11 protein-coding genes are annotated in these 12,591 nt (G+C 69.8%); 1 reads left to right on the top strand and 10 read right to left on the bottom strand.

Going from position 1 to position 12,591, the window contains the following annotated elements; genetic code table 11:
- The first annotated feature begins 14 nt into the window (after positions 1 to 14).
- Positions 15 to 320: an esterase gene (locus ACFVS9_RS12945; RefSeq protein WP_389931787.1), complete on the top strand. Its 306-nt coding sequence runs from the start codon at positions 15 to 17 to the stop codon at positions 318 to 320.
- A gap of 157 nt (positions 321 to 477) precedes the next feature.
- On the opposite strand, the gene ACFVS9_RS12950 is transcribed toward ACFVS9_RS12945, so the two are convergent.
- From ACFVS9_RS12950 to ACFVS9_RS12995, 10 genes are all read right to left on the bottom strand, one after another.
- Positions 478 to 960: a hypothetical protein gene (locus ACFVS9_RS12950; RefSeq protein ID WP_389931788.1), complete on the bottom strand. Its 483-nt coding sequence runs from the start codon at positions 958 to 960 to the stop codon at positions 478 to 480.
- Entirely contained in the window at positions 948 to 5,744 is a 4,797-nt protein-coding gene (locus tag ACFVS9_RS12955; protein ID WP_389931790.1) for a putative T7SS-secreted protein, read from the bottom strand. Before ACFVS9_RS12955 ends, ACFVS9_RS12950 begins: the two co-directional genes overlap by 13 nt.
- Positions 5,745 to 5,746: 2 nt before the next feature.
- Positions 5,747 to 6,412: a hypothetical protein gene (locus tag ACFVS9_RS12960; protein WP_389931791.1), complete on the bottom strand. Its 666-nt coding sequence runs from the start codon at positions 6,410 to 6,412 to the stop codon at positions 5,747 to 5,749.
- Positions 6,402 to 6,740: an SseB family protein gene (locus ACFVS9_RS12965; protein WP_389931842.1), complete on the bottom strand. Its 339-nt coding sequence runs from the start codon at positions 6,738 to 6,740 to the stop codon at positions 6,402 to 6,404. The genes ACFVS9_RS12960 and ACFVS9_RS12965 overlap by 11 nt, the downstream gene beginning before the upstream one ends.
- Positions 6,741 to 7,235: 495 nt before the next feature.
- Positions 7,236 to 7,640, bottom strand: coding sequence for a hypothetical protein (locus tag ACFVS9_RS12970; protein WP_389931792.1), 405 nt, complete (start codon positions 7,638 to 7,640; stop codon positions 7,236 to 7,238).
- 106 nt (positions 7,641 to 7,746) lie between these two features.
- Positions 7,747 to 9,519, bottom strand: a complete 1,773-nt coding sequence (locus ACFVS9_RS12975; protein WP_389931794.1) for a relaxase/mobilization nuclease domain-containing protein — start codon at positions 9,517 to 9,519, stop codon at positions 7,747 to 7,749.
- A complete protein-coding gene (locus ACFVS9_RS12980; protein WP_389931795.1) occupies positions 9,519 to 10,022 on the bottom strand; it encodes a plasmid mobilization protein in 504 nt (167 codons plus the stop codon). Before ACFVS9_RS12980 ends, ACFVS9_RS12975 begins: the two co-directional genes overlap by 1 nt.
- 158 nt (positions 10,023 to 10,180) lie before the next feature.
- On the bottom strand, positions 10,181 to 10,405 hold the full coding sequence (locus ACFVS9_RS12985; protein ID WP_037876721.1) for a hypothetical protein: 225 nt from the start codon (positions 10,403 to 10,405) through the stop codon (positions 10,181 to 10,183).
- 101 nt (positions 10,406 to 10,506) lie between these two features.
- Positions 10,507 to 11,574 carry a DUF2637 domain-containing protein gene (locus ACFVS9_RS12990; protein ID WP_389931797.1) on the bottom strand — a complete coding sequence of 356 codons (1,068 nt, stop codon included), beginning with the start codon at positions 11,572 to 11,574 and terminating at the stop codon, positions 10,507 to 10,509.
- Positions 11,571 to 12,137 (bottom strand): WhiB family transcriptional regulator, encoded by a 567-nt coding sequence (locus tag ACFVS9_RS12995; RefSeq protein WP_389931798.1) that lies wholly within the window; start codon positions 12,135 to 12,137, stop codon positions 11,571 to 11,573. Before ACFVS9_RS12995 ends, ACFVS9_RS12990 begins: the two co-directional genes overlap by 4 nt.
- Between the last annotated feature and the right edge of the window lie 454 nt (positions 12,138 to 12,591).

A 12,591-nucleotide genomic window follows, 5' to 3' on the forward strand; every position in this document is an offset into this window, starting at 1 on the left:
CCATGCCGCACGGCGTGCACAGCGCGCTTCTCCACCTGCCCCCACGGCCCCCCGACATCACCTGGCTCGCCGCCGAAACGTCCAGACTCCCCCTCGGGCGCATCCGACTGCGCTGGGAGCCCGCATTGCGCAGCGGCTGGGACGTCACGACGCACCTGGGGCTCACCACTGCCGAGGTGCTCCTCGGTTCCTGGCCCGCCGCCCCGGACGACTGGCCGCGCCTGGTCCGTCCGACCCTGTACGAGGTGACCGGCCTGTGCGCCGCCCTCTCTTTCGCGACCGACGCCCTCGACATCTCCAACCGGCTCGCCGGGGTCTGAGCGAGGACCGCCGAAGGCCGCCCCACGCCGCTCAGGCAGGGGCGGCCTCGTCGTACGCCCGTGCGTACGCTCGTCTTCGGATGCCGGGCCCCTTCACGTACGTCAGGGCGCGCCCAGCCCCGGATGGAGACGCTGGCGCCCTGGCACACGGGCTGAGTCAGGCGGCGGCGGGCTCCTCCAGCGCCACCACGACCATCACCGGCAGATCTGTGTCCTGCTGGATCACGCCGGCAGTCAGGATCCGGGCGTCAAGGGTCCACTTCTTCACCGTAATGAACTCGTCCCTGTCCGCCTCCGTCGGCTCGGCCTCGATGAGGTGGCCGGCAAGCGGGGACTGCTCAACCTCGGGAAGGAAGTCGGCCAGCGCTTGCTCCCCCTGCTCATAGACAGCCTCCAGGTCGTCGAAATAGCCCGACTCGTCGACGTCGCGGATCCAGACAGCGAACGAGACGCTGACCGTCCCACTGGTAAACGTCTGGATCCAGGCCCCGATACTGCCCTTGTCCCACGACGTCTCCACGCCGTGGCGGGGTTTACCTCCGGGCGTCCACTCCTGGGCCGAGAACTGCGCAGCCGCGCCCTCGGCGGTCAGCGGGGTGAGACCCCGGAGCTCTTCCAGCATTGCGATCACTGCAGCCATGAACTCATTCCACTCATGCCGTTGCCGGGCACGTGATACGCCTTCAGCTGCCCGCTGGCATAGGCCTCGGGGAAGGCCTTGGACAGCACTTCGTTCACATGCGCGGCACCCCATTCATTGGACACCATATAGCGGACCCCCTTGCCTCCGAGATCCTCGTTGAGGGCGAGCAGCTTGTCGGTCTGTGCGGTGAGCCGGCCCTCGTTGTAGTACTTGAAATCTGGGTTGTAGGGGGATTTCTCCCACTCGCCGATTCGGTCACCGCCGGTCCACTTCGCCTCTGTGATCCAGCCGTCCCGCGGGCCTCCGTCGACGTGGACCTCCCGGCCGTCCGGCAGGATCCACTGCTGCTCGTAGCTCTGATCGGTGACGAGCCGCTGGTATCGGAACGAGGCGCGTTCGAGCAGCTTGTCCGTCAGCCAGCCCAGACCTTTGAACTGCGAGTACGGCGACAGGCCGAGGGGGTCGCAGACGGTGAACGGGTTGTGCACATAGGCGACCGGATTCGGTGCGGGGCCGAGGCCGAGGGGGTCCGGGGAGGTGTAGCGACCGGTCTCCGGGTCGTAGTGTCGGAAAAGGTTGTAGTGAAGACCGGTCTCCGGGTCGTAGTACTGGCCGGGGAAACGCAGCGGGGTGTAGGCCGTGCTGGAGCGAGCCCATGCGGTGGTGCCCCAGAGGGTGCTCCTCGCGCGCCAGGCGATCTCGCCTGACTCGTCGACCAGTTCGGTGGGCGTTCCCACGAGGTCGGTGGCGATGGCGAAGAACCGGCGGTCGATCTCCTCCTGCCGACTGTCCGGAGTGAGGAGGCGCTCCGTCTGGGACAGCGGCACCAAGCCGCGATGGTCCCAGGTGAGGGCGACCACGTGTGAGAGATCCTGTGTGTGGACGATCTGTTCGCACAGCGTGGTGCCGTCCCAGGTGAAGCGGACCTCCTCTGCGACACTCTCGCCGTCGTCGGCAAGGCGTTGCTTTGCGGTCCGACGGCCCAGCGGGTCGTAGCGATAGCGCCAGCGGGTGCCGTCGGGGGTGACCACGGCGGAGAGACGGTCCTCGGCGTCCCACTCGTAGCGCCAGGTATCGGGCTTGCGTGAAAGGCGGGTTTTCTGGCGCAGGGTCACGCGACCAAGGGCGTCGTGTTCGAAGCGGACGTTGCCGGCCCTTGTGACGGAGGTTCCGGTGTAGGAGCGGGGACCGGTGGCATCGTGGCCGGGATGGGAGGCCGGCCAAGAGGCCACCGTCTGATTGCCGGCCGGGTCGTAGGCGTAGCGCTCGGTCCATCCTTCTGCGTGGACAGCGGTGACCCGGCCGGCCGGGTCCAGATCGAATGCGCGGGAGCCCGACAGATCGTCGGTCACGGACGTGAGATGGCCGTCTGCGCGGTGGGCGTAGTGACGGTGGTTGAGTGAACGGCCCTCGATCGTCAACTGCTGGGCGCAGATCCTTCCGGCCTCGTCCCAGGCGGAGGCCAGGCTGAGGGATCCGGCGAAGACGCGCTCGAGTTCCCGGCCGGCCGCGTCGTGGGTGAAGGCTATCTCACGTCCGCCGCTGGTTATCCGGGCGGCACGGCCGGCGGCGTCGTAGCCGTACTCGGTGATCGCGCCGGTAGGGGTGATGCGGCGGGCCCGGCGGCCCAGTCTGTCGTAGGCATAGTTCATGGCGCGGCCGTCGACGAGTTCGGTCTTGGTCCGGCCACGCCGGTCGTACGTGTAGAGGATCTCGCTGTCCGGTCCGGCAGCGTGCAGCAGGCGTCCGGCCCGGTCGTAGACGTAGGTGGTTATCTTGCCCGCCACGTCCTTGCGGACCGCTTGGCCGAGCTGGTCGTAGGTGTAGGACACGGTCCGGCCGAGGGCGTCGGACCGGGCGGTGAGCTGCCCGGCGGCGTCGTACCGGTAGGTGCGGGTGCGCCCGTCGAAGTCCGTCTCGGAAGCGAGTCGGCCGGCAGCGTCGTATGTGTAGGACCAGGTGCCGTGCGGGCCGGTGACCCGAGTCAGCCGCAGGTCCGCGTCGTGCTCGAACGTGTGGCGGGTACCGTCGGGCCCTGTTCGGGCGGTGAGCAGGTCGAAGTGGGTGTAGCCGAAGCGGGACATGCCATCGGCCGGACCGGTATGGCTGAGAGGGTTCCCCTCGCCGTCGTACGTCCACGACTCGATGGACCCGTCCGGGGCGATACGGCGGGCGAGATTGCCGTCCTCGTCCAGGACGACCCGGGTGACGCTACCCATCGGGTCGACGGTACGCACGATCCGGCCCAGGGCATCGCGTTCCAGGCGGGTGGTGCCGCCGGCCGGGTCGGTCACTGCCACCGGCAGCCCCGCTGCGTCGCAGCGCACGGTGGTGGTTGCGCCGAGGGCGTCGGTGACGGTGGTCAGCCTGCCCCAGCCGTCGTAGGCGTACCGAGTGGTGGCACCGGCCGGGTCGGTGACGGCGGTGCGGCTGCCGTGCTCGTCGAATTCCTGGAGCCAGCGGGCGCCATCCGGCCCGCGGAACTCCGTAGACAACCCCGACGGGTCGCGCACGGTGCGCAGTTCGCTGCCGTCGGGGCGGGTGACGGCGAGCAGGCGGCCGTCCTCGTCATGGGTGAAGGCGGTGGTGCGGCCCAACGGATCGGTGCGGGTGAGGGTGTTACCGCGGGCGTCGTAGGTGAAGCGGGTGGTGTGGCCGAGCGGATCGGTGGTGGCCACCACCCGGCAGTGGTGATCGATCTGGTGCCGGGTCGTGTGTCCGCCGGCCGTGGTGAGGCTGGTGGTGCGGCCACCGGTCTCCGGGTCGGGTTCGGTGTAGGTGAGGGTGATCTGGATGTGGCCGGCCTGACCGCCTTCGGCGATGACACGGTCGCGGTCGTCGTATGTGTAGTCGTAACGGCTGTTGTTGGAGTCGACCCAGGCGGTGACGCGGCGGCGGTTGTCGTGGACGAAGGTGGTGGTGGCACCGGACGGCTTGACGACGGTGGTGAGGTTTCCGTCCTCGTAGCCGTAGCGCATCAGGGGTAGGTCCTCCCCGTTCTTTCCCGCTCCCGCCAGGGACAGCGCCGTGACCCGGCCGTCGCTCACCGCGACGATCACCCGGCGGCCTGCAGAACAGGTCAGGGCGATCGGAGTGCCGTTTTCGGTACGTTCCACGGCCCACCAGTTGCCGTGGCGGTCTTCGACCCGGTCCAGCCAGGCGTCGCCGTCGCCGCCCGGTTCGCTGTCGGCCGGGGCGGTGAAGTGCCGGACCAGGCCCGTACTGGGATCAGTGACGGTGTAGTCGCCGTCCGCTTCACGGGCCAGCAGTGTGCGGGCCGTCCCGGGCTCCGGGGTGGTCGGGGTACCTGGGGCGGGGTGCGGATAGGAAATCAGGAGGCCGTCGGCGGTGACGAGGACGACGCCGGACGCGTCGATCTCCAGGCGCTCGTCGACAGTGGAGGTCCAGGAGGGGCCGAGGAACCTGCCTGCCAACAGGCCGGACTCGGTGCGGCGGGTGAAGACCAGCGGCAGGGTGCCCGGCAGCACCAGATCGGTCTGGGGCAGGAACATGCGGCCAGAGGCGAGGTCGACCGGGTCGGTGCCGGAGACCACGCGATGCCCGTCGGGGCGGTTGTGGGTCCCGTCGGGAACGTTGTCGAGCAGCCTCCGGGCCCGGGAGGCCTTGGCCGCGTCCACGGCGAGGCGGACACCCTTGACGACGCCCCCGCCCCCGCCGGTGGCCACGGTCAGCGCCGCGTCAGGCAGCAGCCGACCGAACCCTTCCGCGGGGTCCTTCATGAAGTCGCTGATCATCTGCTTGCCGGTACCGACCGGGTCATTGGCGGCAACCAGCAGGCCGGCGGCAAGACTGTTGAGGCTGGTGGCGTACTCGGCGGGGTGGGTGATGTTGTACGCATCCAGCGGATTGATCCCCCGGACGAAGTTCACCAGCCCCGCGGTGCCCTTGATGACGCCACCGCCGACGTGGTCGTTGATGATCTGCAACTCCTGCAGACCGTCACCTACCTGCTGTGCGTACGAGGGCTTGTCCGGGGCCGTGTCACGGGCGGCGCGGACCGCGCTCCGGGCGGTCTCCGCGGCAGTGTTCCGCTGCTCGCGAGCCTGGGCGAGGAGTTCCTGCGCATCCTGCATCAGCGACTTGCCCGGGTCATCGAACGTCGGCGCGGGACAGGGCGGCAGAGTACTGGGGTTGCGCTGCTCGGGGGCCTGCGCGTTGTAGCGGTCGACGGCCTTGTTGTAGTCGTCGATCCGCTTGTGGTGTGCGTCGGCCGCGTCCTGGGAGGCCTTGACGCCTTCCTTCCACACGTCGATCGCCGTCTGCGCCTGGTTCTGTGCCCAGGTGACGGTGCCGGCGTACGCCTCCAGCGCGGCAGCCGCCTTCTCACAGGCATCGGCACCGGTGAACCACTTCGGCGGTTGGGTACTCACCGCGGTGCGCAGTGCATCTGCTGCCTCACCCTTCAGCCGCGAGGAGTCGAGACCCTTCAACCCGCCGCCGGCGTCGTCGAATGCTTTCTGGAACGAGCGGAGCTGCCTCGCCGTGGAACGGAGCTTGCCAGGGCTGCCGTAGACCAGCTTGGTCTTGTCCTCGGTCTGCCCGAGGTCCATCTCCTCGACCTCGGCGCCCATCCGGTTCGCCACCGAACGCGACTGCTCCCGCACCCAGTCCGAACCGGATTCCCAGCCCACGTCGTCCAGCCGGTCCGCTGTCCAGTTCCCGGCATCCTCGACCCGGTTGCCGGCCCACTCGACACCGTCCTCAACCACGTCCTCGACCGAGTCCGGCGTGATGTCCCTGATGAAATCCCCGACGCCCATCCTCAGCCGCCCCCGCCCGTGTCCGAGTCGCCCTGTTGTTGTGCCTGCTGGGCGCGTTCCTCGGGTGACGGTCCGAACGTGTCGTCCAGCGCCCGGTCCCACTGGCCGTCACTGAGGCCGAGCTCGGTCTTGAGCCTCTCCGACTGCCGACCACCCTGCCCCTCGGTAAGAACGGTGCGTCCGGTGTCCTTCCAGGTTTGCTCCATGTCCTGGCCGGCCTTCTCGAACGACTCGGCGCTCCAGTCCGGGTCCAGGTAGTCGGGAGTGAAGATGTCACCCCAGTTCTGCTGGGTGATGTCCTCCTCACTGGCATGCGGGTTGCCGCCCATCACGGCATTGACGCCGACCTTCAGCGAGCCCTCGACGTACTGGTCGTGCTCCCACTGTGTGCCCGCCGCCAGCCCGAGACGCGATGCGAGCTCGCTCGCATCGCTCACCAGGGCACGCACGCCCCACTCCCACCGCTCGCAGAAATCCTCGAAGTCCACCGACAGCCCGTGGTGCCCGGCTTCCATTCCCGTCATGGCCAGACCCGAGAACCCCTTGCCCATCACTGACCCGGTGGCGCCGCCGAGTTCGCCGAGCTGATCGATCGTCGCGCCCACGCCTTTTGTGAACTTCGCGACCGACGCCTGGTCGAAGGCCAGGTTCGCTTCGTCAGTGCCCATGGCTGCGTACCTTCTCCGCGGCGCCGGCGTCGACTGCGACGCTGTCCGGGACGATTCCGGTGACCGGCGGGAAGAACATCGCCCCGTCCTCGTTGGCGATGTCCACTGCGAGTCCGCCGGGCTCGTCCAAGGCCGGCACGATCTCGTCCACGATCCGCGCCCCGAGCAGCGCGACGTAGTCCATCAGACGATCACCCTGACCGTGGTGAATGGCGAAGCGGGCCAGCGCCGCATCGTCCGTGAACGCACAGATCCACCGAACACCGCCCGATCGGGCACTCCACAGACCGGGCCCCACCGATGGGACCAGGAGAACCGTGCGCCGCATCTCACCCACCAACGCCTGCGCATTGCCAACTCCCGTCCTTTGCTCGGATATTCGTTGGGCGAGCATCGTCCTCGGCTGTCCCACGCGTTCCCCCCTCGTCCTGATCGGCTGATGCCCCGCAGAATAGGACGAGGGTGCGGGTGGAGTGGTTCTTCCTCGTCCATGCCCGCCCTCCATCCTCATGGACGTGAACACCTCCCGTATGTCCCGCTGAGACGGTCGAGAGGCAGCGTCTCCCCCTCCGACGACAAGCCGTCCCCATCTTCTTGAGTGCGGGACGAGGTCCACACCGGCAAAGCCACGGCGCAGGAGGCGATCCTCCACGCGGCCGTCCACGGCTGGTACGAAGGCCATGTCCAAGGTGAGGACGAGTGCCAGGTACAACTTCCGGGGAAGGCTACTCAAGAACACCGAACGTGGTTGACCGCACCTGAATCGCCGAGGAGTGCCACCGATGCGTCGGTGGCACTCCTCGGCGTTCGGTCTGTAGCTCACCTACTCCAGGTAGGTGCCGGCGAACACGCCGTCGAAGCCGAGTGCGGCCAGGCCCTCCTCGACGCTCGGATAGGTAGTCCCATTCGGGCCGCCGACCAGGGCGTCGAAGTCGGCGCGGCTGCTCTCGGGCTCGAGCCACTGGTTGCCGCACCGGCAGCGGACCCAGACGTTGCGCCCGTGGTTGATGAGCAGCCAGTCGCGTCGGGCACTGCAGGCGGGGCACATCACGGGGATGCCCCCGAGAGCGAGTTCGCGTGAGTGGCCGACGCAGCGAATTGCCCCGGGGCCGTCGGCCGACCGCGTCTCGGCCTGGAGCTGCAGCAGGGGGTCGGTACCAGTGGGGAGGACGGGCAGGGCGGGTGCCGGCTCCGTGGTGCGGGTGGTGGTTCTGAGCACGAGCGTCATCTCCCGGTTGTTGGTCCTGTCTTCATCCGTAACAGCCGGTGGAATCGGCTGTCCATACATTTCGCAGCGTCCGCTCGGACGGTGGTCTACGTCCGGTTCGACGTGGTCAGCGACGTGGCGAGCGACGGTTGGGGTCTTGAGCAGTCCCGAGCGGTACGGCTGCCGTCGCGTTTCGTTCACTGGTGCGGCTGCTCGGCGTGGTGGCCTGGCGGGTGGCGGCCTGCGGACGACGGGCACCGTCACCCGGGTGTGCCGGGAGCTGGGCGATGCGCCGCAGGCGCCAGACCAGGACATCGTTCACGTCATCGGCGCTGTCGAGTTCGCGCATGTCGATGGCCTGGCGCAGGAGGGCTTCGGAGTCGTGGCCTGCCCGCTCGGCCTGGGCGAGGGTGGCGACCAAGGCGTCGGTCCTCGCTTCCGTGCCTCCTGCCCGGACGACCTTCTCCGGCAGGACGTTGCGAAGGGTGGCTTCGTGCGTGCGGCGCTGGGCTACAGGAAGGGCGCGGCCTTGGTCGTGCAGCATGCGCATCGGGGTGGCAGCGGCCTGCCGGTAGGCGGTGCGCAGGTGCGCGGCAGCTTGTCGGGAGGCGTGGGCCTGCTGGGCGTGTCCGCGGGCGGAGTGCCAGCGAGCGGCGGCGAGGGTGACCAGGACGAGAGTGGAGACGAGCATGGCGGTGGTGCCGCCGTCCTCGCCTCGGCCGAGCGCCCCGCCGGCCTGGACAATGCCCCGGGCGGCTGAGCGGAGCGCCCGGGTGTCGGCGCGTTCGGCGCGGACATGACTGCGGGTCGCCCGCTCGAAGGCGCGAGCTGCAGCGGCCAGCTCGGCGCGGGTGGTGGCCGGTGAGTTCTGGGCCACCGCGTCGAGGAGTTCTCCGATGCCGGCGAGCTGGGCGGCTGCCTCGCCGTCCTCGTCGCGTTCCAGGAGCGTGGCCGAGCGCTCGGCGATGACGACTGCGTCGCGTCGTTGGCGGGAGGGCGGTGACCAGTTCGTCCGGTCAGCGCCGACCGCGGGCGCGCTCGGCTCGGCGGCCCCGTCGGTAAGGCGTAGGCGGATCTTCGGAAGGGAGAGGTCGGGGGCCAGCTTGGAGCCGGGGTACCAGACCGGGTCTCCGTCGCGGTTGCGGTCGCCGGGCAGGGCCACGTTGTAGCCGAGCGCGTCACCGGAAGGAGCGTGCCGCAGCTTCACCCGTACTCCCGCCTCTCGGAGCCGCGTGAAGAACTCCTCTTCCGAATCCGCTCCCGCCACGGCTCGACGAACGGCCTCGCGGAGCGTCTCGCGCGAGGTATCCGGGCGGCCGGTGCGCTCGGCCTTGAACTTCTCGGCGCTGCTGGGATTCTTCGCTGCGGTTCCGTCGCCCGCGTTCAGGCGCCGCAGGCCCATCTCCTTCTCGATGCGGCGGCATTCGGCCTGGGCCTTGTTGAAGTCGTAGTTCAGGCGTGGGTTGCGCAGGTCGCCGCGTACGAGGGTGGCGACGATGTGGATGTGCTCTTCCGCGTGGCGGACGGCGATCCACCGGCAGCCGTCGGGGTCTCCATCCGGGGCGATGCCGGTGGCGTGGACGATGCGCTGGGCGACGGCGTTCCAGTCCTCGTCGTCCAGGCGCCGGTCCTCGGGGGCGGTGCGGACCGAGCAGTGCCAGACGTGCTTGGCGGGTGCGCGGTTGCCGGCCTGCTTGACCCGCAGGTCCAGGGCGGCGGTGAGCCGGGCGAGGGTGACCTTCGGGTCGGGGTCGAGGCCGGTGTCGCGGCCGGGGTCGGGGGCGAAGCCGTCCCAGGAGCCGACGAGGTGTGCGTCGGTGTGCTCCTCGCGCCGTCCGGGGCCGTACAGGTAGACGAGGAGGCCGTGGGTGCGGGAGCCGCGTCCGATGTCGGGAACCATCACAGCCGCCGGGGCACCAGGTCGTTCGCCGCGTCATCGACGCGGGCGAGAAGTCCGGTCAGCGTGCCCAGCGCGTGTTCGAGTTCACCGGCGCGCGGCTGGCCACCGCTGTTGAGGACGAAGGCGATCTGGTTGATGTTGTTGCCGATGCGGGCCAGCGCGGTGCGCAGAGCGGCGAGTTCGTCGATGGCGGTGTCGAGCTGGTCGTTGCTGTGCACGGCGGCGCATCCGCGGGCGGCGCTCAGGCCGGAGACGGCGAGGAAGCGGGCGACGGTGACGCCGCGCTTGGTGGCGGCCTCGGCGATCTCGGTCTTCTCGGGGTCGGAGAGGCGGGTGGTCGTCTTGCGGGTGCGCTCGCTGGGGTTGCGGGTGCGGCGGCGCGGTTTGCGGTCGGGGTAGGCGGGCGTGCTCGGGCGCGGCTGCTCGCGGTGGTCGTCGCGGTCGGCTTCTCCCCCGGTGACCGGCGCCCCCTGGTGCCGGTTGCCCGGCTGGTCCCCATGCACCCTCGCTCGGGGACCAGCCGGGCTTCCCCCGCCCTCCTGGGCGGGGGCAAGTGCGTACGACGGGCCGTAGGACCGTCGTACGCGATAGCTTGCTCCGCCAGGAGCCGTGGTGGGGTCAAGCTGCTGTCCAGCGGAGGTGGCCACCGGGTCGTTTGTGTTCACCGGCTCGTCTCCGGGTCCTGCTGCTGGATTTCGCGGACGAGTTCCTCGATCCAGTCCATGGCCAGGACGGGGTGGTGCAGGGTCCAGGGCCGGTCATGCTGCTCGCGTTGCACGATCCAGGTGGTGCCGGGGCCGGACTGGGCGCGGTGAAGGTGTCCGTGCTGGTGCAGGACGGTCAGCCAGGAGTCGACTTCGGCGGGCGTGGCCGGGTGAGTGCGCATCGGATGCTCTCCGCTTCTGCTGTGGGGGATGTCTCGGAGACAGGCGGAGCGGGTGACCGGCCGGGGTGACCGACTCGGTCACCCACTCCGTGGAGGTTCGGTCAGGGCCGGGAGGAAGCGACCGGCTGGCGGTGCTGCTCGCGCAGCTGGGCCATCAGCGCGGTCAGGGTGTCGCTGGACAGCGGAATCTGCTGACCTCGGATCGCCTGGGCGACCACCTTGCGGGTCAGTTTGTCCTCGGCCCTGACCGCCGACCGGGCGATCGCCAGCAGATCCTCGGTGTCCGGGTCAGGACGCCGGTCACCAGTCGGCCGAGCGGCCCGGTCAGTGACCGGCGGCGAGGTGACCGGCGGGGCACTGACCGCCGCCGGGCTGTCCTGGTCACCACCAACCGGGGCCGCGCTGCCGGGGCGGTCAGTGACCGTCCGGTCCTTGTCCGCCTGTCCCGGCAGGTCAGAGGCACCCTGGCTGCGGTTGTGGTGGTCGGTGATCGACTGCCCGCTGGTCGCCGGGGTCGAGTCTCCGGTCACTGTCCGGGCGGCGGTGTCCTCGTCGGTCGGGGACAGTGGCAGCCGGTCGGTCAGAGCGGTGACCGACTGACCGGACGTGACCTGACCGGCCGCTGACCGCTGCTGACCGGCTCGGTCGGTCCGGGTGACCTCGATGGCGTCGCTCCGGTCGGTCTCACCGAGGTGACCGGGCTGACCGAGGTTCTGTCGGCCAGAGTCCTCGACCGGGCCCCGGGCAATGAGGATGTAGAGGTGGACCGCTCCGGCCAGTGCGAGCGGGGCGATGGTCGAGAGCACCGCGACCACCGCGTCACCGAGCTGGAGGCCGGTGCCGGCGACCGTGTCCTGGTTGATGCGCACCGCGTGGAGTGCGTTGGCCCAGATGCTGGCGGCGGTGGCCGTGCCGAAGAGCGTCCAGACGTAGAGCCGGGCGCGCAGGGGGGCGTTGCGCAGGACCAGGAGGGCTCGGATGCCGTAGGCGATAAACCCGTCGATCACCAGGGGGAACACGTATGTGAGGAAGCCTCGGATGTGGATGGCCACGGCCATCTGCTGCAGGGCGTCGTACGACAACGCGCACCCCGCGCCCCCGAGTGCCACGACAGCCGCGCGGTCCCACCCGGATATGTGCGCCGTCTTCGACGCGCTTGCGATGTTCATGCCGCCGTCCCGAAGTCGTCGCGGATCAGGCGCTCGCCGCTGGTCTCGGGGGGTGTGGTGTTCGTGGTGGGCTGGTTCAGGGTTCGGTTGCGCTCGGCCCGGCGGATCTCGCGGTATCGCTTTTTGGCGTGCTCCTCGGTGACCTTCAGAAGCCAGGCCAGGCGCTGCTCGCTCACCCCGTGGCGGTAGGCCGCGTACTCGACCGCGCGGCGCTCCGCATGGGTGAGGTGCACGTCGCGCCCGGCGATGGTGGCGTTGACGCGGCTGTAGTCGAGGCGGCTGGCGAGCTTGTCGTGCAGCGGCCCGCGCTCCTCCTCCGTCAGGCCGCCACGGATCCCGTCGGTGTCACCCCCTTCGAGAGCGGCGTCCAGGCAGGTTCGGCGGACCGGGCACTGGCCGCACAGCGCCTTGGCCGTGGCGATCTTGGCGGTCTCGTCGGGCTTGGGGAAGAAGACTTCGGGGTCCACCGGGTTGTACTCCGTGCTCTGGCAGACGGCGTCGGCCTGCCAGGTCTGGTCGCCGAGCTGGCGGTGGTGGGCAGGGCCGTTCATCGTGCTGGTCATGCGGGGTGCTCCGATCGCTCTCCGCGCGCAGGGGCGTCGGCGGAGAGGTGCGCTGGCGGTAGGTGCCCGGGGGCAGCGCTGCAAGGGCGCGGTCCGGCGGGGTGGCCTGTGGAGGGTCAGGCGGCGGCGCTGTGGCGTCTGCGGTCGACGGCCCCTTGCGGGTGAACCGATGTCCCGGCGGGCCCGGCGCTCACGCCACCGGGCCCGCCGGGACACGTTCTCCGCGGTCAGAACCGTGTGCGGCCCCGAAAGAGCCTCGTCGTTCAGCGCCGACCCGGCTCCGCGCCGGAGCGCCGGGGCCGCGACGGCGCGGACTTCACCGAGCCCGTGGTCGAAGAATGGGTGGTCCAGGCCCATTCCCGGCCCCTCGGACGAACGGGCGAACGTTACTGAGACGCCCTCAATCCATCCTGATCAGCTGACGAGTACCCGCCGAACACCGGGGAACCTCAGG

It is taken from the genome of Streptomyces sp. NPDC058008 (assembly GCF_042886395.1).
Lineage (GTDB): Bacteria > Actinomycetota > Actinomycetes > Streptomycetales > Streptomycetaceae > Streptomyces.

Excerpts from the sequence above, each read along its gene's own strand:
- ACFVS9_RS12950 (WP_389931788.1), bottom strand. The coding sequence starts at position 960 with ATGGCTGCAGTGATCGCAATGCTGGAAGAGCTCCGGGGTCTCACCCCG.
- ACFVS9_RS12955 (WP_389931790.1), bottom strand. The coding sequence starts at position 5,744 with ATGGGCGTCGGGGATTTCATCAGGGACATCACGCCGGACTCGGTCGAG.
- ACFVS9_RS12960 (WP_389931791.1), bottom strand. The coding sequence starts at position 6,412 with ATGGGCACTGACGAAGCGAACCTGGCCTTCGACCAGGCGTCGGTCGCG.
- ACFVS9_RS12965 (WP_389931842.1), bottom strand. The coding sequence starts at position 6,740 with ATGCGGCGCACGGTTCTCCTGGTCCCATCGGTGGGGCCCGGTCTGTGG.
- ACFVS9_RS12970 (WP_389931792.1), bottom strand. The coding sequence starts at position 7,640 with ATGACGCTCGTGCTCAGAACCACCACCCGCACCACGGAGCCGGCACCC.
- ACFVS9_RS12975 (WP_389931794.1), bottom strand. The coding sequence starts at position 9,519 with ATGGTTCCCGACATCGGACGCGGCTCCCGCACCCACGGCCTCCTCGTC.
- ACFVS9_RS12985 (WP_037876721.1), bottom strand. The coding sequence starts at position 10,405 with ATGCGCACTCACCCGGCCACGCCCGCCGAAGTCGACTCCTGGCTGACC.
- ACFVS9_RS12990 (WP_389931797.1), bottom strand. The coding sequence starts at position 11,574 with ATGAACATCGCAAGCGCGTCGAAGACGGCGCACATATCCGGGTGGGAC.
- ACFVS9_RS12995 (WP_389931798.1), bottom strand. The coding sequence starts at position 12,137 with ATGACCAGCACGATGAACGGCCCTGCCCACCACCGCCAGCTCGGCGAC.